A 20,468-nucleotide genomic window follows, 5' to 3' on the forward strand; every position below is an offset into this window, starting at 1 on the left:
CTGCTGGTCGTCGGCCTGCGCGGAGGCAGGATCACCCGACACCTACGACGTCTCCACGACCGGTTCGGCACCGAGGCCGACCTCTCGGCGAGCCCCCTGCGCGCCGCCGCCCTCGTGGCTCTCGCCGTCGGCCTCGCCAGCATCGCCGCCATGGCCTGATGGCCGGGGTGGAGGACGGTGGCCCGCCCGGCCCTCGTCGGGGGGTACGACGTGCACGTGGACGCCTTCGTCGGTGAACCACCGCAGCAGGTCCGGGGGTGCGTCGGTGTTGGTGACCAGGTCGGTGACGTCGCCGATGGCGCCGAACCGGAAGGTGGAGGTCTGCTTGAGCTTCTCCCCGGTGGTGACCAGCACCCGCCGGGTGGAGGACCCGATGGCGGCCCGCTTGATCCGGGCGTCCTCGTAGGTCGTGCTCGACAAGCCGTGGGCCGGCGACGCCGAGCACGCTCCGAGGATGAACACGTCGGCCAGCGTCTCGGTGACCGACTCGACCGCCGCCGACCCCACCAGGGCCAGCGAGTCCACCTCGACCGGCCCCCCGGGCACCAGGACGGTCGCGCCGGGGCGGGCGGCCAGGACCGCTGCGGCGTGCAACGACAGGGCCAGCACCGTCACCGGACGCCCCACCAGCTCCTGGGCCACGGCGAAGCACGTCGTCCCGTTGTCGAGGATGACCGAGTCGTCGTCCCCCACGAGGGTCGCCGCGTGCACCGCCAGCGCCTGCTTGGCGGCCCTCCCGATCTCGTAGCGCGCGGTGAACGGGGTGCGGACCCCGCGCCGCGGGGCTCGGACGGCACCGCCGCGCTTGCGCTGCACGAGTCCGCGCGACTCGAGGTCGGTCAGGTCACGCCGGATCGTGACGGCGGACGCGCCGGTCAGTGCGACGAGCGCCTCGACCGAGGTGAGACCCGGCTGGGCGACCGCCTTGATGATCGCGGAGTGCCGAAGTGATCGTTGCACGTGATCATCCTGGCACCTAGCGTCCCGACGTCGCGTCCACCGATGAAGGGCCCCGGACCGTGAGTCACCCCCGCACCCGCGCCGCCTCGGCCGCGGGCCGCGCTCGTCAGGGCGTGTCCATGATGTTCTTCACCAACGGCGTGCTGCTGGCTGCGCTGCTCCCCCGCTACCCCGAGATCAAGGACCAGCTCGGGCTGGACAACAGCGCGTTCGGCCTCGTCCTGGTCGCGTTCCCGGCAGGTGCGCTCGTGGCCGCCGCCTACGCGGCACGGGTCACCCGGGCCCTGGGGGTCCTCCTGGTGGCGTCCGTCGGGTCCGTGCTCCTCGCGATCGCGTTCGCCCTCGCGGCGGCCTCGACGTCCGCTGCGCTGTTCGCTGCAGCGCTGTTCGCCGCCGGCGCGATCGATGCCGTCGTCGACGCCGCCCAGAACATCCACGGCGTGCTGGTCGAGGACCGCGTCGGACGCTCGATCATCAACTCGTTGCACGCGCTGTGGAGCCTGGGTGCTGCGTCCGGCGGCCTGATCGGCGCCTGGTGCGCCGCGAACGACGTGGGCCTCACCGTGCAGATGGTCGTCAACGGCACCGTGTGGGCGACCGTCGCCGTCGTCGCCACCCTCGTCACGCGGCTGCCCCCCGCACCCGACCCGGCGGCCGGGGCGCGGGACGCGGACCAGGTGGGGCACCCCGTCCCGGGGACGCCGTCGCCGCCGTCGACGCCGCCGCCGTCACGGCGGAGCGCCTGGACGCTGCTGGCGCCCATCGTGCTGCTCGCGATCTGCGGGACCCTCGTCGAGGACGTCGCCAACAACTGGTCCGTGCTGTACCTGCAGACCGAGACCGACGCGCCGCTCGCCGTCGCCGGGCTGGGGGTGAGCGTCATGCTGGCCGCCCAGTTCGTCGGCCGACTCTGCGGCGACCCGATGACCGACCGGTGGGGCCGCGATCGGGTCGCGCGCGGCGGCGGGCTGCTGATCGCGCTGGGCGCACTCGTGGCCGTCGTCGCGCCGAGCTACCCGGTGACGGTGGCCGGCCTCGCGCTGTCGGGCTTCGGGAGCGCCACCCTCGTCCCCGCGGCGTTCGCAGCCGCGGGCCGGGTGCCCGGACTGCCCGAGGGCACCGGTATCGCCATCCTGGGCTGGCTCATGCGCATCGGGTTCCTCATCACCTCACCCCTCGTCGGGGTCGTCTCCGACGCCAGCACCCTGCGGGTGGCCTGGGTCGTGCCACTCCTCGCCGGCCTCGTGGCGGCAGGCCTGGCCGAGCGTGGTCGGCGCACCCTGGCGTCGGCAGGGGCCGCTCCCCGAGAGGTGCCGTCCCCGAACCCGTGACACCCACCGCGTGGCTAGACCGAGGGGCCGAGCCGCGCGTGGTCCGAGCGCAACGCGTCCAGGTCGGCGCGAATCCGGGACTGCGCCGTCCGGTCGAGCCGGCGGAACTGCATGTCGAGCGCCGACAGGGCCTGCGCCTCGGTGAACCCGAAGACGTCCCGGAGGGCCTCGACCGTGCCCGGGAGGTCCGAGCTGGCCAGGACGGTGTCGACGAACTCGTGGGGCGAGTCCAGGACCCGCACCAGGCCCTCCACGATGTGGAGCCGGGACTCCAGCGCTCGCAGCAGCTCGGCCGGCGTCTCCTCGTCCGTCATGGTGGCGAACCCCCGAAGCCGGCGTCGAGCGGACCGCCAGGCCCTACGCAACCCGGCACCCGTCCCGCGCCCGTCCCGCCGGACCGACTCCCGCCATCGCGCCGTCCAGCACTACGGCACGTAGATCCGCTGGGCGTCCTTGCCGGAGGCACCGAGGGCGCCCTGCTCCTCGCCGTCGACGGTGACGACGAGGCCGCCGTCGGTGGAGCTGACCCGCACCGGGGGCACGACGTCGAGCTCGGCGGTGCCGTTGAACGGCACCTCCTGGTCGAAGACCACGCGCTGGCGACCGTCGCGCACGATCACGCGGGCGCCGCCGGTGACGGCGGTGAACGACACCGGGACGCGGGCCGACTCGGCGCCGCTCGGCTGCGCCCGGCCACCGGGCGAGCCGTTGAGGACGACCTGCTCGGAGACGGGCGCGGGGGCGTCCATCACCAGCCGGGTGATCGACCACAGGAGCACCACGGCCATCACGGCCGCGACCAGCACCGACCAGTTCAGCCGGCCCCGGGTGCCGCGGATGGCGCCGCCCGCGCCGGTGGCGAGCTCGGCCTCGAAGACGCGACGCGCGTCGATCGGGGCGCCGGCGTAGCGCTCGTCGTACGACGCCAGCAGGGGCTCGACGTCGACGCCGAGGATGCGGGCGAGGGTGCGCAGGTGGCCGCGGGCGTAGAAGTCGCCGCCGCAGGGCCCGAAGTCGTCGAGCTCGATGGACTCGATCACGTGGGGTCGGATCCGGGTCCGCTCGGCGAGCTGGTCGATGCTCAGCCCGACCCGGGTGCGGGCGGTCTGCAGCACCGGGCCGACGACCGGGTCGACGGGTGCCGTGGGCACGTCGTCGGCGTCGATGACGATGGTGGAGGTGGCCGACGGGTCCGAGGGGGCGGTCGGCGCGGCCACGGCGGGGACCGTGGTGAGCACGACGGCGGTGTCGTCGTCGAGGGCGGCACCAGCCGGCTCGGGGGCCGGCCGCTTGTCGAGCAGCACGTCGTGGCGGCGTCCGGTGGCGAGGTCGCGGGCCGGCTCGGGGGCCTCGGCGAGCGGGGGCGTCACGTCGGGCCCGGGCTGGACGACCGTGGTGCGACCCTCGCTCAGGTCGAGCAGGGCGTCGCCCAGCTCGTGCCAGTCGGAGCCGGTCAGCCGCGTCGACATCGACAGCCGCACCGACAGCGCCCGGCCGTCGAGCGAGACCACGCCCAGCGAGCCGTCGCGCAGCAGCGACGCCCGTGGGCGGTGCTCGACGCGGTCGACCTCGGGCCAGGAGATGCCCTGCCAGACGCGGCCGCGGCGTACCCGCACGCCGTGGCGGTCGATGACCATCAGCGGCGCCCGGGAGTCGACGGCCGCGGCGAGGTGCAGGACGCCGACGACACCGCTGACCAGGCACAGCACCCAGTCGAGGGCCGAGCCGGAGCCGAGCGCGCGCAGCAGGTAGGCCACCGCGACGGCGGCGCCGGCGCCGCCGACGACCAGCGACAGCGGCCCGTCGCGGCGGACCTCGACGGCGTCGTCGTCGGTGCCGTACGCCGTGGCGCCGCTCGCGCCGCTCACGTCGGTGGCGGTCGGGTTCGAGAGGTCGGTGCTCACTGCTCCCCCTGGATGGTCATGATCACGGCGTCCACCTCGTCGGGCTTGACCAGCACGTCGCGGGCCTTGGAGCCCTCGCTGGGTCCGACCACTCCTCGGCTCTCGAGGATGTCCATCAGCCGGCCCGCCTTGGCGAAGCCGACCCGCAGCTTGCGCTGCAGCATCGAGGTCGACCCGAACTGGGTCGACACGACGAGCTCGATGGCCTGGACGACCAGGTCGAGGTCGTCACCGATGTCGTCGTCGAGCACCCGGTCGCTCTTGGCGGGCGCGGTGACGTCGTCGCGGTAGGTGGGCTCGAGCTGCTCCTTGCAGTGCTTGACCACCTGGGCGATCTCGGCCTCGGTCACCCACGACCCCTGCACGCGCACGGGCTTGGAGGCGCCCATGGGCAGGAACAGGCCGTCGCCCTGGCCGACGAGCTTCTCGGCGCCGGGCTGGTCGAGGATGACGCGGCTGTCGGCCAGCGACGACGTCGCGAACGCCAGTCGCGACGGCACGTTGGCCTTGATCAGGCCGGTGACGACGTCGACCGAGGGACGCTGGGTGGCGAGCACCAGGTGGATGCCGGCCGCGCGGGCGAGCTGGGTGATCCGGACGACCGCGTCCTCGACGTCGCGCGGCGCGACCATCATCAGGTCGGCGAGCTCGTCGACGATCACCAGCAGGTAGGGGTACGGCGTCAGCACCCGCTCGCTGCCCGCCGGCACCTCGACCTTGCCGGCGCGGACCGACCTGTTGAAGTCGTCGATGTGGCGGAACCCGAAGTTGGCCAGGTCGTCGTAGCGCAGGTCCATCTCGCGCACGACCCAAGCGAGCGCCTCGGAGGCCTTCTTGGGGTTGGTGATGATCGGGGTGATCAGGTGCGGCACGCCCTCGTAGGCGTTCAGCTCGACCCGCTTGGGGTCGATCATGATCATCCGCACCTCGTCGGGCGTCGCCCGCATCAGCACCGAGCTGATCATCGAGTTGATGAAGCTCGACTTGCCGGAGCCGGTGGCGCCGGCGACCAGCAGGTGCGGCATCTTGGCGAGGTTGGCGACCACGAAGCCTCCCTCGACGTCCTTGCCGAGGCCGGCGACCATCGGGTGGTGGTCGCCGCGGGCGGTGCCCGAGCGGAGCACGTCGCCGAGGGTGACGACCTCCTTGTCGAGGTTGGGGATCTCGATGCCGATCGCCGACTTGCCGGGGATCGGGCTGAGGATCCGCACGTCGGCCGACGCCACGGCGTAGGAGATGTTCTTCGACAGCGCGGTGACCTTCTCGACCTTGACCGCGGGGCCGAGCTCGACCTCGTAGCGGGTGACGGTCGGGCCCCGGGTGTAGCCGGTGACCTGGGCGTCGATGTTGAACTGCTCGAGCACCTGGGTGAGGCGGTCGACGACGGCGTCGCTGGCCTTGGAGCGCGCCTTGTGGGGCGAGCCCTCCTTGAGGACGGCGTTGCCGGGCAGCGAGTAGACGATGTCGCCCGAGAGCGCGAGCTGCTCCATCCGGGGCTCGATCGGCGTGTGCGGCGGTGGCTCGAGCGGGCCGTCGGCGTCGGGCCGCGCCGGGGCGGCGGGCCGGGCCGGCGGCGGCACGACGTCCTCGGGGTCGTCGTGGGCCAGGGCGACGTCGAGGGCGTCGAACGCCTCGGTCTCGGGCCCCAGGTCGAGGTCGGCCGGCGGCTCGACGACCGCCTCGACCGGCACCTCGGGCTTCCTGCGCCGGCGCTTCTTGACCTCGCGGTCCTCCAGCACCGGGGTGTCGTAGGCCGGGTCGCCCATCGCGGGGTCGATCGTGTCCTCGACGGGGCGGTCGAAGGGGCGGTCGACGGGGCGGTCGTCCTGGTCGTGGTGGTCGCCGTGGTCGTCGTCGAGCGGCGGGCGGCCGAGCGCGAAGTCGTAGAGGTCGCGCAGCCGGTCGGGCACGCGGTAGAGCGGGGTGGCGGTGATGACGAGCAGGCCGAAGAGGGCGACCAGCACGAGCAGCGGGACCACGACCGCGGAGGACTGCAGCAGGTCGAGGAGCAGCGAGGAGACGACGTAGCCGACCGCGCCGCCGCCCTCGCGCAGCGGGGAGGTGTCGCCCTCGACGGGCTGCGGGTTGCCGGAGGCGACGTGCACCACGCCGAGGACGCCGATGCCGAGCGCCGCCCAGCCGACGGCCTGGCGCCCGGCGGGACCCTGCTCGACGGGGTGCCGCATCAGCCGCCACCCGGCCCAGACCAGGGCGAGCGGCACCAGCCACCCGACCTTGCCGACGGTGCCGACGACCGCGGTGCGGCACAGGTCCATCACGCCGCCCGGTGCGGCGAACCACACCGACGCGCCGACCACGACGGCCAGGCCGATCAGGGCGAGCCCGGCGCCGTCGCGGCGCTGCTCGGGGTCGAGGTCGCGGGCGCTGCGCCCGAAGCCCCGGGCGGCGGCCCCGACGCCGTGGGCGATCGCCACCCAGACGGCGGCGAGCCCGCGCAGGGCGGTGAGGAAGACCCGGGCGACCGGGCCCGTGCCGGTGCGGACCGCCCGCGGTGCCGGGCGCGCGGCCGGACGCCGCGAGGACGTCGTCCGCCCGCGGCTCGCGGAGCTCTTGCCCGTGCGGGCCTTGGTGCTGCCGGTCCGCGCGGGGCCGCTCTTCTTGGGGGGCGTCTTCCGTGCGGTCCGGGACGAGCTGCTCGTCGTACCCCGGGCCTTGGCGGTCCGGGACGTGCCTGAGCTGCGCGACCCCGGCGGGGAAGACGTACGGGTCGCCATGTCATCAACCTAGGCGATCGCCACATCCGTCCCAGGGATCACTCGGATGCGTGTCGTCCCCACCGACCACTCGTGTCACGCGAGCGATCCAGCCTTTACCTGGTTGTGACTACCGGGACGTAGACCTTCCGGTGTCGTGGTGCCTAGATTGCCTCTTCGGTGGGCTGGATCACAGATCCGCCGCAACTTCACTGTCTCGGAGGGAACAACTAGTGAAATTTTTCAAGACCGGGCTGAGCCTGGCAGTCGCGGTGACGGGCCTGTCCCTCGTCCCGGGCTCGCCGTCAGCCGCTGTCGGCGCGCCTCGCACCGCCGACGACCCCTCGGCGGTGACGCAGATGCGCTCGACGGCCGACGGCAACGTGCGGGTCCGCACCGAGCGCTCCACCGGAGCGCTGGGCTTCGCGGCCGCCCGCGGCTCGGCGGACGCCGACCTCCTTCCCGGAGTGGCCGCCACCGACCGCGCCGGCGCGTCGGCCAAGGCCACCGCCTACCTCGAGCGGTTCGGCTCGGCCTTCGGCCTGGCCGAGGGCCAGCTGGTGCAGACCGACGTCGTCCAGGACCGCTACGGCTGGGTCGTCACCTTCGAGCAGACCCACCGCGGCGTCCCCGTCTTCGGCGGCACGATCAAGGCCAGCCTCGACGACGACGGCGACCTCAACGCGGTGAGCGCCCTCGCGGCCCCTGACCTCGACCTCCCGGTCACCCCCTCCGTCGCGGCCGCCGAGGCCGGCGCCCGTGCCGTGTCGATCGTCCGAGCCGTCCCGCCGACCGCCGAGGGTGGCGCCGAGGCCGATACCACCGGCATCCGGGCCGCCTCCACCGAACTCGTCGTCTACCGCACCGGCGCGCTGCGCGGAGTGGCGGGCAAGCCCGTGCTCGCCTACGTCGTCGAGGTGTCCAACGCCAAGAACATCCGCGACGTCGTGGTCGTCGACGCCACCACCAACAAGGCCGTCAACCGGTGGACCACGATCGCCAACGCGCTCGACCGCGAGCTCTACGAGGGCAGCCCCGCTGCCGAGGACCTGGTCTGGCAGGAGGGTGACCCCACCGCCGGCCTCAACCAGGACCAGCTCAACCTGGTCAACTCCGCCGGCGAGTCCTACTGGATGTTCGCCAACAGCTTCGGCCGCGACTCCTACGACGGCGAGGGCGCCACGATGAGGACGGTCAACAACGACCCGCGCATCGAGTGCCCCAACGCCAACTGGAACGGCGTCACCACCAACTACTGCGACGGCGTCACCTCCGACGACATCGTCAGCCACGAGTGGGGCCACGCCTACACCGAGTACACCTCCGGCCTGATCTACCAGTACCAGCCCGGCGCGCTCAACGAGTCCTACTCCGACGTCTGGGGCGAGACCCTCGACATGGTCAACGGCCGCGAGGACGAGGGCGAGAACTTCACCACCAAGCGTGCCGACGGTGACTGCGGCGCCGCCGCTCCCCCGGGCCTCGAGCTCGTGATCACCGCTCCGGCGACCGTCGCCGGACCCTGCTTCGCCGTGGCCGCCACGGGCGCCAAGCCGTTCACCACGACGCCCATCAACGCCCAGGTCGTCGTCGCCACCGACGCGGCCAACGACGCCGGGCCGAGCACGACCGACGGCTGCACGACGTTCGACAACGCCCCCGCCGTCAGCGGCAAGTGGGCCTACGTAGACCGCGGCTCGTGCAACTTCTCTGTGAAGGTCGCCAACGCCGAGGCCGCCGGCGCCACCGGCATCGTGATCGGCAACAACAACACCGACATCCCGGCCGGCTTCAGCGGCGACCCCGACCTGTACGGCGTCATGGTCGGCCAGTCCGACGGCGCGCGCATCAAGTCCGCCGGCCAGGTCGACGTCACGGTCACGGCCGAGGACATCTCCGAGCGGCCCGACACCACGCGCTGGCTGATCGGTGAGAAGTCCGAGGCCTTCGGCGGCGCGATCCGCGACATGTGGAACCCGACCTGCTACGGCGACCCGGGCAAGGTCTCGGACGCCGAGTACAAGTGCGACCCGCTCCTGACCGATAGCGGCGGCGTGCACAGCAACTCCGGGGTGCCCAACAAGGCCTACGCCCTCGTCGTCGACGGTGGCACGTCCAACGGACAGGTCGTCCTCGGCCTGGGCATCGACAAGGCCGCCGCGATCTGGTGGCGCGCCCAGAGCACCTACCTGACGCCCGCGTCCAACTTCGCCAACGCCGCCGACGCCTGGGAGCAGTCGTGCGTCGACCTCGTGGGCGAGGAGATCAACGTCGTCACCACCGAGGAGGACGCCCCCGCCGAGCCCGCCGCGCCGATCGCGGCGACCGACTGCGCCTCGGTCACCGCGGCCATCGCGGCCACCGAGATGCGCTCCGGTGCGCCCGAGCGGTGCAACTTCCGCCCGCTGCTCGCCAAGAACGCCCCGGGCGCCTGCGGCCAGGGCTTCAAGACCTCCACCGTGTGGAGCGAGGGCTTCGAGGACGGCCTGGCCGGGTGGGAGCGCGACCAGGAGATCGCCGACCTCGGCGAGTACCAGGGCGGCTTCGGCGCGCCGTGGCGGGCCGACTCGTCCGCCCCGGGCGGTCGTGACGGCGGCGTGGCCTACGGTCCCGCACCCGACCGGGGCAGCTGCAGTGGTGACGGCGTCACCGACTTCAGCAGCCGCGACACGATCATCAGCCCGGTCGTGACGATGCCGGGGAACCTGCCCCGGGCCAAGTTCTCCTTCGACCACTACGTGGCGACCGAGGCCGGCTTCGACGGCGGGAACCTGAAGATCAGCGTCAACCAGGGTCCCTTCGACGTGGTCGACCCGTCGGACTACGTCTTCAACAAGACCAACACGACGCTGACGACCGTCGGCGAGGGCAACAGCAACCCGCTCGCCGGCGAGGCCGGGTTCTCCGGCACCGACGGCGGCGAGGTCCGGGGCAGCTGGGGCACCTCGATCGTCGACCTGGCCGGGGTCGGCGTGCAGGCCGGCGACCAGGTCCGGTTCCGCTTCGACATCGGTCGCGACGGCTGCGGCGGCATCGACGGCTGGTACCTCGACAACCTCAAGGTCACCGTCTGCGACAAGGCTCAGGCGGCCCGCACGGGCAGCACCACCACGGCCAAGACCGCCAAGCGCAAGCTGCTCGGCAAGAACTTCGACGTCCGGACGAGGGTGGTCAAGAACTCCGGCGGCCCCGCCACCGGCAACGTGAAGATCACGTGGAAGGGCCAGCGCGTCGGCTTCGGCAACCTCTCCGAGGGACGTGTGGCGATCACGATCCGCAAGCAGGTCGGTCCTGGTCGGGTGGCGCTCAAGGTCGCCTATCTCGGCAGCAGGACCGTCAAGCCCAGCGCCGACTGGGTCCGGGTCCGCATCATCGGGTAGCACCCGCCGCACCACGCTCGAGGCCCCGCCGGGCTCGTCCCGGCGGGGCCTCGTCGCGTCCGGAGGTCTCGGACGCGCCTGGGGGCGCCGGTCAGAGCCCGGCGAGCCAGGGCGAGACGACGAAGGTCGTGGGCAGCACCAGGACCGCGCCGGCCAGCACGGTCAGCAGCGCCGCCTGACCGGGTCGGGGACGCCGGTCGCCCAGCAGCCGCACCCGGGCCAGCAGGTCGTCGCCGCGGCTACCGCTGCCCAGGGTGGCGCCGCCCGCCGGGCCGCCGGCCCGGGAGCCGGCGAGCTCGACCAGGGCCCGGCCGAGGGCCTGCGACCCGGCCGCGCGGGCGGCGGCCCGGTCGGCGAGCACCTCGACGAGCAGCCGCACCTCCGCCAGGGCGGCTCGGCTGGACACCCACCGGGGGAACGCCTCGTGCAGCACGCTGAACGCCTCGAGCACCAGGTCGTGGCGGGCGCGCAGGTGGGCCCGCTCGTGCGCCAGCACCGCGTCGACCTCGCCGTCCGCGAGCCGCGCCAGGGCCCCGCGGGAGACGACCACCCGGGCGCCCGGCATCCCGGGCAGGCAGTAGGCCACCGGCACGTCGTGGTCGAGGACCAGCACCGACGTGCCGCGCGACCGGGCGTCGTCGCGGCGCGCGACCGCGTCGACCTGGGCCCGGTGGCGTCGTCGCAGCCCGCGCAACCGGGTGCCGACCCGGTGACCGCTGAGCAGCAGGCGGCCGAGCACCAGCGCGGTGAGCACCATCGCCACCGCGGCCACGGCGTACGCCACGGGGTCGGGCTCGCGCCGCCAGGCCCGGTCGGTGGCCAGCGACACCCCGGCGCCCAGCGCCGCCAGGACGGCGGCGAGCGCCACCGCCTGCCACAGCAGCATCGCCGTCCGCGGCGTGCGCCGGGTGCGCGGCACGCGGGCCAGGACGGCCGGTGCCGGACCGGCGAGCAGCACCGCGAGCGCGCCGAGCAGCACCGGGGTCATCGCACCGGTCCGCTCAGGAGCCGTCGAGGTCGGCCAGGGCGCGGCGCAGGGCGGCGAGGTCGTCGGCGCTGGCCTCCTCGACGAAGGCGACCAGGGCCGTGCCCCGGTCGTGCTCGGCGAAGTCGTCGAGGGTGTCGCGCATCAACCCGGCGGTGAGCGCGGCGCGACTGGCCCGCGCCCGGTAGCGGTAGGCCCGGCCGTCGCGCTCCTGGACGACGAGGTCCTTGCGTGCCAGGCGGTCCATCACGGTCATCACCGTGGTGTAGGCGATGTCGCGGCCGGCGGCGAGGTCGGCGTGCACCTCGCGCACGGTGACGGCCGCGCCCTCGGGAACGGCCCACAGGCGCTCCATCACCGCGCGCTCGAGGTCGCCGAGCTGGGAGCGGGAGGGCCGCGAGGGCTGCGGGACGGGCACCCCCAGATGGTACTACGGATGAGTACGTACTACGCTTTGTCGTAGTTACTACGCATCGTCGTAGACCATTCGGGAGGACACCTTGGACGTCGTCGACATCGCCCGCTGGCAGTTCGGCATCGTGACCGTCTACCACTTCCTCTTCGTCCCGCTGACGATCGGGCTGACCGCCCTGGTCGCGGTGCTGGAGACCCGGTGGCTGCGCACCCGCGACCCCGACTACCTGCGGCTGACGAAGTTCTTCGCCAAGCTGCTCCTGATCAACTTCGCCATCGGCGTGGTGACCGGCATCGTGCAGGAGTTCCAGTTCGGGATGAACTGGTCCGACTACTCCCGCTTCGTCGGTGACGTCTTCGGGGCGCCGCTGGCCATCGAGGGCCTGCTCGCGTTCTTCCTCGAGTCGACCTTCCTCGGGCTCTGGATCTTCGGCTGGGACCGCCTGCCCGGCCCGGTGCACGCCGCCTGCATGTGGATCGTCCACCTCGGCACGCTGGCGTCCGCGTGGTTCATCCTGGCGGCCAACTCCTGGATGCAGCACCCGGTCGGCTACCACTACGACGCCGCCACCGGCCGCGCAGAGCTCACCGACTTCGCCGCGGTGATGTTCAACGAGGTGCAGCTGGTCACGTTCCCGCACGTGATCGCGGCGTCGTACCTGACGGCCGGGGTGTTCATGGTGGCCGTCGCCGGCTGGCTGAACGCGCGCCGCGCCTCGGGCGAGGACCGGGCGCTCTACCGCAAGGGCGTGCGGCTCGGGGCGGCCGTGGCGCTGGTCGCCGGCCTGGGCGTGGCCGTCACCGGCGACCAGCAGGGCAAGGTGATGACCGAGGTGCAGCCGATGAAGATGGCCGCGGCCGAGGGGCTCTACGAGACCCGCGAGTCGTGCGCGCCGTTCTCGCTGCTCACCGTCGGCACCCCCGACGGTCGCGAGGAGAAGTACGCCGTCACCGTCCCCTGCCTGCTGTCGTTCCTCGGCACCGGCTCGTTCGACGGCCGGGTGGAGGGCATCGACGACCTGCGCGAGGCCTACCGCGCGGAGTACGGCGAGGACCCGGGCACGACCTACTACCAGGCCGACGACTACGTGCCGGTGGTCCCGGTGACCTACTGGTCATTCCGGCTGATGATCGGGCTGGGCACCTTTGCCGCGGCGGGCGCCGGCCTCGTGCTCTGGCTGACCCGGCGCGGACGAGCACCCGGCGGACGCTGGTACCGCGCGCTGCTGGTGGCGCTGCCGCTGGGAGCCCTGGGCGCCAGCTCGTTCGGCTGGATCTTCACCGAGATGGGGCGTCAGCCCTGGGTGGTGTTCGGGCTGATGACCACCGACCACGCCGTCTCCCCCGGCGTCAGCGCCGCGGAGGCGATGACCTCGCTGGTCGCGCTGACCTCGGTCTACGCCGTCCTCGCGGTGATCGAGGTGCGGCTGCTGCTCGGCGCCATCCGCGCCGGGGCCCCGGCGCAGGAGGAACCCCGGCCCGCCGACAGCGACGACGAGTCGCTCGCGTTCGCCTACTGAGCCACCCGACTGCTGAGGAGACACGGAGACATGGAGCTCACCACCGTCTGGTTCGCGCTCATCGCGATGCTGTGGATCGGCTACTTCGCGCTCGAGGGGTTCGACTTCGGCGTCGGGATGCTGCTGCCGGTCCTGGGCCGCGACGACACCGAGCGCCGGGTGCTCATCAACACCATCGGTCCCGTCTGGGACGGCAACGAGGTGTGGGTGCTGGTCGCCGGCGGGGCGACGTTCGCGGCGTTCCCGGAGTGGTACGCCTCGCTGTTCAGCGGCTTCTACCTTCCGCTGCTGCTGATCCTGCTCGCGCTGATCGTGCGCGGCGTGGCGTTCGAGTACCGCCACCAGCGGCCCGAGGCCACCTGGAAGGCCCGCTGGGACCTCGCGATCATCGTCGGGTCGTTCGTGCCGGCGCTGCTGTGGGGCGTCGCCTTCGCCAACCTGGCGCGCGGCGTGCCGCTCGACGCCGACCACGAGCTGCGAGGATCGGTGCTCACGCTGCTCCATCCCTTCGCCCTGCTCGGCGGGCTCACCACGCTGCTGCTGTTCCTCACCCACGGCGCCATGTTCATCGCGCTCAAGACCGACGGCGAGGTGCGGCACCGGGCGCGGGCCCTCGCCGTACGCCTCGGCGCGGTGACCGCGCTGGTCGCGGTCGCGTTCCTCGCCTGGACCCAGGTCCTCACCGGCACCGGCGTCTCGGCGGTCGTCCTCACCGTTGCGGCCCTCGCGCTGGTGTCGGCGGTCGCGGCGGCCCGGGCCGGGCGGGAGGGCTGGGCGTTCATCGGTACCTTCGCCACGATCGCCCTGACGGTGGCCGGGCTGTTCGTCGCGATGTTCCCCGACGTGATGCCCTCCACCCTCGACCCGGCCTGGTCGCTGACCACCACCAACGCCGCCGCGACGCCGTACACGCTCGAGATCATGACCTGGGTGGCGGTGGTCTTCGCACCCCTGGTCGTCGGCTACCAGGCCTGGTCCTACTGGGTCTTCCGCAAGCGGATCTCGGTGCACCACATCCCGACCGCCGACCTCGCCCACCCGTGAGGCCCCTCGACCCGCGGGTCCTCCCGCACCTCCGCCCGGCGCGGGGCCCGCTGCTCGCCGTCGTCGGCTGCGGGGTGCTCGGCGCCGCGCTGCTGGTGGCCCAGGCGTTCGCCCTCGCCGCGCTCCTCGTGGCGCTGGTCGGCGGCGGGCCCTGGACGGGGCCGGCGGTGGCGGTCGGCGCCGTGGTCGCCGCCCGCGCCGCGACGTCGTACGCCGGCGACCTGGCCGCCGCGGCGGCCGCGGCCCGTGTCGGGCGCCACCTGCGGGCCCAGGTGCTCGACGACGCCCTGCGCCTCGAGGCCACCGACCTCGCCCGGCACCGCGTCGGTGAGCTGACCGTGCTGGCCACGCGGGGCGTGGCCGCGGTCGAGCCCTACCTGACGCGCTACGTGCCGGCCCTGGTGCTGGCCGCGGTGCTGCCCCTGGTCACGCTCGGCGCGATCGCCACCCAGGACCGGTGGGCCGCCCTGGTCGTCGCGCTGACCCTGCCGCTGGTGCCGGTGTTCGCCGCGCTGGTGGGGCTGGCCACCCGGGACCGGGTCGAGCGGCAGTGGCGACTGCTGAGTCGCCTGGCCGGCCACTTCGTCGACGTCGTCCGCGGCCTGCCGACGCTGGTGGCCCACCGGCGCGCGCGGGCCCAGTCCGACCGCATCGCCGAGGTCACCGACCGCTACCGGCGGGCCAACCGCGACGTGCTGCGGCTCGCCTTCGCGTCGTCGGCGGTGCTGGAGCTGGTGGCCACCCTGTCGGTGGCCGTGGTGGCGGTGACGGTCGGACTGCGCCTGGCCGCCGGCGGCCTGGGTCTCGAGACCGCGCTCGTGGTGCTGCTGCTGGCGCCCGAGGCCTACTGGCCGCTGCGCCGGGTGGGCGCGGAGTTCCACGCCGCCGCCGAGGGCACCGCGACCTTCGAGGCGATCCACGCGCTCGGCGAGTCGGCGCCGGCACGGCTCCCCCACCTGGTGCCGGGCGACCACCTCGAGCTGGTGGACGCCACCGTGACCTGGCCGGGCCGCGCGATGCCGGCCCTGGACCCCGTCTCGGTCCGGCTGCCGGCGGTCGGCCTGACCGTCGTCACCGGCCCGTCCGGCTGCGGCAAGAGCACGCTGCTCGCCGCCCTCCAGGGCGAGGTCGCGCTCACCGGCGGCGCGCTGCACGTGCCGGCGGCCGACCTCGACGAGTGGCGGACCCTCGTCGCCTCGGTCGGCCAGACGCCGTGGCTCGTCGCCGGTACGCCGGCCGACAACGTGCGTGTCGGTCGACCCACGGCGACCCGCGCCGAGGTGGTCTCCGCGCTGCGGACCGTCGGGCTCGACCTCGACCCCGACCGCCCGCTCGGGGAGGACGGCCGCGGCCTGTCCGCGGGCCAGCGGGCCCGGGTCGCGCTCGCCCGGGTGCTGGTGAGCGAGCGACCCGTCGTCCTGCTCGACGAGCCGACCGCCCACGTCGACGCGGCCACCGAGGAGGTGCTGGTGCGCGCGGTCCGCGACCTCGCGCGCGAGCGGTGCGTGGTGGCGGTCGCGCACCGGCCGGCGCTGGTGGCCGCCGCCGACCGGGTGGTCCGGCTCGCGGCTGCGGAGCGTCCGGTGGCTCCGGCGCCGGACCGGCCCGAGCCCGCCCGGCCCGCCGCGGTGGCGGAGACCGCGACCGACGCCCCGGGCGACCGACCGCCGACGCCCGCGGAAGGACGCCGCCGTCGCCTGGCGGGCGCGGCCGCCGCCGGCGTCCTCGCCTCGACGTCGGGCGTGGCACTGACCGCGACCGCGGGGTGGCTGGTGGTGCGCTCGGCCGAGCACCCGCCCGTGCTGATGCTCCTCACCGCCATCGTCGGCGTGCGCACGTTCGGCCTCGCGCGCCCGGTGCTCCGGTGGGTCGAGCGGGTGGTCGCGCACGACGTCGCGCTGCGCGAGCTCGCCCAGCGCCGCACCGGCGTCTACGACGACCTGGTGCCGTTGGTGCCGGGTCGACTTGGCCGGCGGGGCGACCTGCTCGCCTCGGTGGTCGACGACGTCGACGGCGTGGTCGACGACCTGGTCCGGGTCCGGGTGCCGGGCGCCGTCTGGCTCGGGACGACGTTCCTCATCGCGGCGGTCTCGGCGCTGTTCCTCCCGGCGGCTGCGGTCGTCGTCCTCGCCACCGGTCTGGTGGCCGGCGCCGGTGCCTGGACCGCTGGTCTCCTCGGCAGCCGCCGCCACGGACCCGCACGGGTGGCCGCGCGGGCCGGGCTCTCGGCCCGGCTGCTCGCCGCGCTCCAGGACGCCCGGCACCTGGTGCTGTGGCAGGCCGACGGCCCCGCACGGACCGTCGTGGGATCGGCGGCCGATGCGCTCGCCGACGCGACCCTGCGCACCGCGCGCTGGCACGCCCTGGCCCGCGCCTGGCCCCTCCTCGTGGCCGGCGCCGGGGTGCTCTCGGCGGCCGCGGTCGCCCGCGGCGCGGTCTCGGGCCCGGTCGTCGCGCTCCTCGTCCTGGTGCCGCTGGCCCTCGCCGAGGTCGCCGCGCCGCTGGCCGACGCCGGCGTGCTGCGCCACGAGACCCGCGCCGCCGCCGCCCGTCTCGACGCGCTCCACGCGCTGCACCCGGCCGTCGTCGACCCCGCGGCACCCGCCGACGCCGCCACCGCCGGCGACGTCCGGCTCGACCGGGTCGACGCCGCGTGGGACGACGACGTCGTCCTGCACGACGTCTCCCTGGCGGTCCACCCCGGCCGCGCCCTCGGCGTCGTCGGGCCCTCCGGCAGCGGCAAGTCGACGCTGGCCGCGGTGCTGGTGCGCTTCCTCTCCCCCGCCGCGGGCGGGCACACGCTCGGCGGCGTCGACGTCACGACGCTGCGCGCCGACGACGTACGCCGCCGCGTCGGTCTGCTCGACGACGACCCCTACCTGTTCGCGACGTCGGTGGTGGAGAACGTGCGGCTCGCCCGGCCGGGGGCCACCGACGACGAGGTGCGCGCGGCCCTGCGGGCGGCCCGGCTGGACCCCTGGCTGGACACGCTGCCCGCCGGCCTCGACACCCTGGTCGGCGACGGCGGCGACGCCGTCTCCGGGGGCGAGCGCGCCCGGATCGGGCTGGCACGCCTGCTCCTCGCCGACCACGACGTGCTGGTGCTCGACGAGCCGACCGCCCACCTCGACGGCGCCACCGCCGACGCGGTCGCCGAGGACCTGCTGGCGCTGCGGGACACCGGCCGCGCCCTGGTGTGGGTCACCCACACCGCCCACGGGCTCGACCGGGTCGACGAGGTGCTCGACCTCGCCGGCACCCGGGGCTGACCCGACGCACGCGCTGGCCTCGCCTGGCACGGCAGGAACCGACGGTGGTCGAGCCGGGCGAGGGACAAGCCCGGGTCGAGACCCCTCGACCTACGCACCCACTGCAGGCACGCACCCAACGGGGGCCTCGACTCGTCCACCGTCAAGGACGAGGCGCCTCACGACCCGGGACGGCCCCCGCCCGCGACCACAGGAACCACCGACGGTGGTCGAGCCGGGCGAGGAACGAGCCCGGGTCGAGACCCCTCGACCTACGCACCCACCGCAGGCACGCACCCGACGGGGACCTCGACTCGTCCTCGCCGGCGCTCGGACGGCTCGACCACCGTCAGGCCTCGACGACCACCGGGATGATCATCGGCCGGCGGCGGTGGGTGTTGGACACCCAGCGGCCGACGACGCGGCGCACGGTCTGCTGGAGCTGGTAGGAGTCGACGTTGCCCTCGGCCAGGGCGGCGTTGACCGCGTCGATGACGGACTTCTGCACCGCGCTGAAGTCGTCGTTCTCGAGCGCGTTGCCGCGGGCGTGGATCTCGGGGCCGGCGGAGACCTTGCCGGTCACGGAGTCGACCACGATGATCACCGAGATGAAGCCCTCCTCGCCGAGGATGCGGCGGTCCTTGAGGTCGGCCTCGGTGATGTCGCCGACCGAGGTGCCGTCGACGAAGACCAGTCCGACGTCCACCTTGCCGACGATGGATGCCACGCCGGCGACGAGGTCGACGACGACGCCGTCCTCGGCGACCACGACGTTCTCGACGCCGACCGAGCGGGCGAGCGCCGCGTTGGCGAGCATGTGGCGGATCTCGCCGTGCACCGGCAGGACGTTGCGCGGCTGGACGATGTTGTAGCAGTAGAGGAGCTCGCCGGCGCTGGCGTGGCCGCTGACGTGCACGTGGGCGTTGCCCTTGTGGACCACGCGCGCGCCCCAGCGGGCCAGGCCGTTGATGACGCGGTAGATGGCGTTCTCGTTGCCGGGGATCAGGCTCGAGGCGAGCAGGACGGTGTCGTTCTCCTCGATGTGGACGAAGTGGTGGCTGCGCTGGGCGATCCGGCTGAGCGCGCTCATCGGCTCGCCCTGGCTGCCGGTGGAGACCAGCACCTGGCGCTCGGGCGGCAGGTCGGCGAGGTCCTTGGCCTCGACCAGGGTGCCGCCGGGGACCGTGAGGTAGCCGAGGTCGCGGGCGATGCCCATGTTGCGCACCATCGAGCGGCCCACGTAGGCGACCTTGCGGTTGTTGGCGACCGCGGCGTCGAGCACCTGCTGCACGCGGTGGATGTGGGAGGCGAAGCAAGCCACGATGATCCGCTGCTTCGAGTCGCGGAAGACCTGGTCGATGACCGGGGTGATCGACTTCTCGGTGGGCGTGAAGCCGGGGGTCTCGGCGTTGGTCGAGTCGGTGAGGAAGAGGTCGACCCCCTCCTCGCCGAGGCGCGCGAAGGACCGCAGGTCGGTGATCCGGCCGTCGAGCGGGAGCTGGTCCATCTTGAAGTCACCGGTGTGGAGCACCAGGGCCGTGCCGGTGCGGATGGCGATGGCGAGCGCGTCGGGGATCGAGTGGTTGACGGCGATGAACTCGAGCTCGAAGGGCCCGAGGATCATCCGGTCGCCGGCCTTGACCTTGTGGTGCACGGTCTGGCGCAGGCGGTGCTCGCGCAGCTTGCTGTCGAGCAGCGCGAGGGTGAGCTCGGAGCCGACCAGCGGGATGTCCTGGCGCTCGCGCAGCAGGTAGGGCGTCGCGCCGATGTGGTCCTCGTGACCGTGCGTGAGCACCAGCGCCTCGACGTCGTCGAGCCGGTCACGGATCGGGCCGAAGTCGGGGAGGATCAGGTCGACGCCGGGCTGGTGGTCCTCGGGGAAGAGCACGCCGCAGTCGACGATCAGGAGGCGGCCGTCGTACTCGAAGACCGTCATGTTGCGGCCGACCTCGCCGAGCCCGCCGAGCGGGATGACGCGCAGCCCGCCCTTCGGCAGCTCGGGGGGCGCGGACAGCTCGGGGTGCGGGTGGCTCACAGGGGTCCTTACGGAGCAGGGTCAGAGGAGTCCCGACGCCGCGAGGCCGACGCGGAGCGCGGCGACCTCGTCGTCGTCGAGGGCCACGAGCGGGGAGCGCACGTGGCGGTTGTCGATCACGCCGAGCAGCTCGAGGGCCGCCTTGGCGGTGGTGGCGCCGTAGTTGGGGGTGCCCATGATCGCGTCGATCGCCGGCAGCAGGCCGGTGAAGACCTCGCGGGCGCGGGCCGGGTCGTGCGGGAAGACGTCGACCATCTCGCGCAGCTGGTCGCCGCAGGCGTGCCCGGCCACGGAGACGACCCCGACGGCGCCGTGGGCGAGCCAGGCGAGGTTGTGGGCGTCGTCGCCGGAGTAGATCGCGAGCCCCAACTGCTGGAGGCGCAGGCCGCGGACGACGTCGCCGACGGCGTCCTTGACCGCGACGACCTCGTCCCAGCGGGCGAGCTCGTCGTAGGACTCCATCGCGATCTGGCTGCCGGTGCGGCTCGGGATGTCGTAGAGCATCACGGGCAGCTCGGCGGCGTCGACGACCTGGCGGAAGTGGTGCACGATGCCGCGCTGGCCGGGCTTGCTGTAGTAGGGCGTCACGAGCAGCACGCCGTCGGCGCCCTGCTTACGGGCCTGCTGGGCGAGCCAGATCGAGGTGCTGGTGTCGTTGGTGCCGACCCCGGCGACCAGCGTGACGTCGGGCCCGACCGCGTCGCGGACGGCGGCGAGCGTCTCGCCGTCCTCCTCCTTGGTGGTCGTGGCGGACTCACCGGTGGTGCCGGAGACGACGAGGCCGTCGTGGCCGTGGTCGACGAGGTGGCGTGCGATGCGCTGGGTGGCGTCGAGGTCGAGCGAGCCGTCAGGGCGGAAGGCCGTGGCCATCGCGGTGAGCACGGTGCCGAACGGCGCGGTCGGTCGCGTCATGGGTCCAGGCTATCGGTCCAC

The 20,468-nt window shown here is 73.8% G+C and carries 13 protein-coding genes; 5 read left to right on the top strand and 8 right to left on the bottom strand.

Annotated features, from left to right (window positions below; all coding sequences use genetic code 11):
- Positions 1 to 42: 42 nt before the first annotated feature.
- Complete coding sequence (locus AC4MBH_RS20100; RefSeq protein WP_491797174.1) at positions 43 to 960, bottom strand: DeoR/GlpR family DNA-binding transcription regulator; 918 nt, start codon at positions 958 to 960, stop codon at positions 43 to 45.
- Between the two features lie 59 nt (positions 961 to 1,019).
- Here AC4MBH_RS20100 and AC4MBH_RS20105 point away from each other — a divergent pair, with 59 nt between their 5' ends.
- Positions 1,020 to 2,291, top strand: a complete 1,272-nt coding sequence (locus AC4MBH_RS20105) for an MFS transporter (protein WP_491797175.1) — start codon at positions 1,020 to 1,022, stop codon at positions 2,289 to 2,291.
- A 14-nt stretch (positions 2,292 to 2,305) separates the two neighbouring features.
- Here the strand turns inward: AC4MBH_RS20105 and AC4MBH_RS20110 are convergent, their stop codons facing one another.
- The 3 genes from AC4MBH_RS20110 to AC4MBH_RS20120 all read right to left on the bottom strand — a co-directional run bounded on the left by AC4MBH_RS20110 (position 2,306) and on the right by AC4MBH_RS20120 (position 6,930).
- Positions 2,306 to 2,605, bottom strand: coding sequence for a hypothetical protein (locus tag AC4MBH_RS20110; RefSeq protein ID WP_491797176.1), 300 nt, complete (start codon positions 2,603 to 2,605; stop codon positions 2,306 to 2,308).
- Between the two features lie 111 nt (positions 2,606 to 2,716).
- The gene (locus tag AC4MBH_RS20115) at positions 2,717 to 4,195 is read right to left on the bottom strand and encodes a helix-turn-helix domain-containing protein (protein WP_491797177.1); all 1,479 of its coding nucleotides are present in this window, start codon (positions 4,193 to 4,195) and stop codon (positions 2,717 to 2,719) included.
- Complete coding sequence (locus tag AC4MBH_RS20120) at positions 4,192 to 6,930, bottom strand: FtsK/SpoIIIE family DNA translocase (protein ID WP_491797178.1); 2,739 nt, start codon at positions 6,928 to 6,930, stop codon at positions 4,192 to 4,194. The genes AC4MBH_RS20115 and AC4MBH_RS20120 overlap by 4 nt, the downstream gene beginning before the upstream one ends.
- Before the next feature lie 251 nt (positions 6,931 to 7,181).
- Here AC4MBH_RS20120 and AC4MBH_RS20125 point away from each other — a divergent pair, with 251 nt between their 5' ends.
- Positions 7,182 to 10,289, top strand: a complete 3,108-nt coding sequence (locus AC4MBH_RS20125) for a M4 family metallopeptidase (RefSeq protein WP_491797179.1) — start codon at positions 7,182 to 7,184, stop codon at positions 10,287 to 10,289.
- A gap of 91 nt (positions 10,290 to 10,380) precedes the next feature.
- Here the strand turns inward: AC4MBH_RS20125 and AC4MBH_RS20130 are convergent, their stop codons facing one another.
- Together AC4MBH_RS20130 and AC4MBH_RS20135 are read right to left on the bottom strand one after the other, a co-directional pair.
- Positions 10,381 to 11,277, bottom strand: a complete 897-nt coding sequence (locus tag AC4MBH_RS20130; RefSeq protein WP_491797180.1) for a M56 family metallopeptidase — start codon at positions 11,275 to 11,277, stop codon at positions 10,381 to 10,383.
- Between the two features lie 13 nt (positions 11,278 to 11,290).
- Positions 11,291 to 11,692, bottom strand: a complete 402-nt coding sequence (locus tag AC4MBH_RS20135) for a BlaI/MecI/CopY family transcriptional regulator (RefSeq protein ID WP_491797181.1) — start codon at positions 11,690 to 11,692, stop codon at positions 11,291 to 11,293.
- 82 nt (positions 11,693 to 11,774) lie between these two features.
- On the opposite strand from AC4MBH_RS20135, the gene AC4MBH_RS20140 reads away from it, so the two are divergent.
- From AC4MBH_RS20140 to cydD, 3 genes are read left to right on the top strand one after another with little or no spacing between them, the layout of a single operon-like run.
- Positions 11,775 to 13,208, top strand: coding sequence for a cytochrome ubiquinol oxidase subunit I (locus AC4MBH_RS20140; protein WP_491797182.1), 1,434 nt, complete (start codon positions 11,775 to 11,777; stop codon positions 13,206 to 13,208).
- Positions 13,209 to 13,238: 30 nt separating this feature from the next.
- The gene (gene cydB, locus AC4MBH_RS20145) at positions 13,239 to 14,252 is read left to right on the top strand and encodes a cytochrome d ubiquinol oxidase subunit II (protein WP_491797183.1); all 1,014 of its coding nucleotides are present in this window, start codon (positions 13,239 to 13,241) and stop codon (positions 14,250 to 14,252) included.
- Positions 14,249 to 17,521 carry a thiol reductant ABC exporter subunit CydD gene (cydD, locus tag AC4MBH_RS20150; RefSeq protein ID WP_491797184.1) on the top strand — a complete coding sequence of 1,091 codons (3,273 nt, stop codon included), beginning with the start codon at positions 14,249 to 14,251 and terminating at the stop codon, positions 17,519 to 17,521. The genes cydB and cydD overlap by 4 nt, the downstream gene beginning before the upstream one ends.
- A 328-nt stretch (positions 17,522 to 17,849) precedes the next feature.
- Here the strand turns inward: cydD and AC4MBH_RS20155 are convergent, their stop codons facing one another.
- Positions 17,850 to 19,535: a ribonuclease J gene (locus AC4MBH_RS20155; protein ID WP_491797185.1), complete on the bottom strand. Its 1,686-nt coding sequence runs from the start codon at positions 19,533 to 19,535 to the stop codon at positions 17,850 to 17,852.
- Positions 19,536 to 19,556: 21 nt separating this feature from the next.
- Positions 19,557 to 20,447, bottom strand: coding sequence for a 4-hydroxy-tetrahydrodipicolinate synthase (gene dapA / locus AC4MBH_RS20160; RefSeq protein ID WP_491797186.1), 891 nt, complete (start codon positions 20,445 to 20,447; stop codon positions 19,557 to 19,559).
- Between the last annotated feature and the right edge of the window lie 21 nt (positions 20,448 to 20,468).

The organism is Nocardioides sp. WJ219 (genome assembly GCF_058559815.1).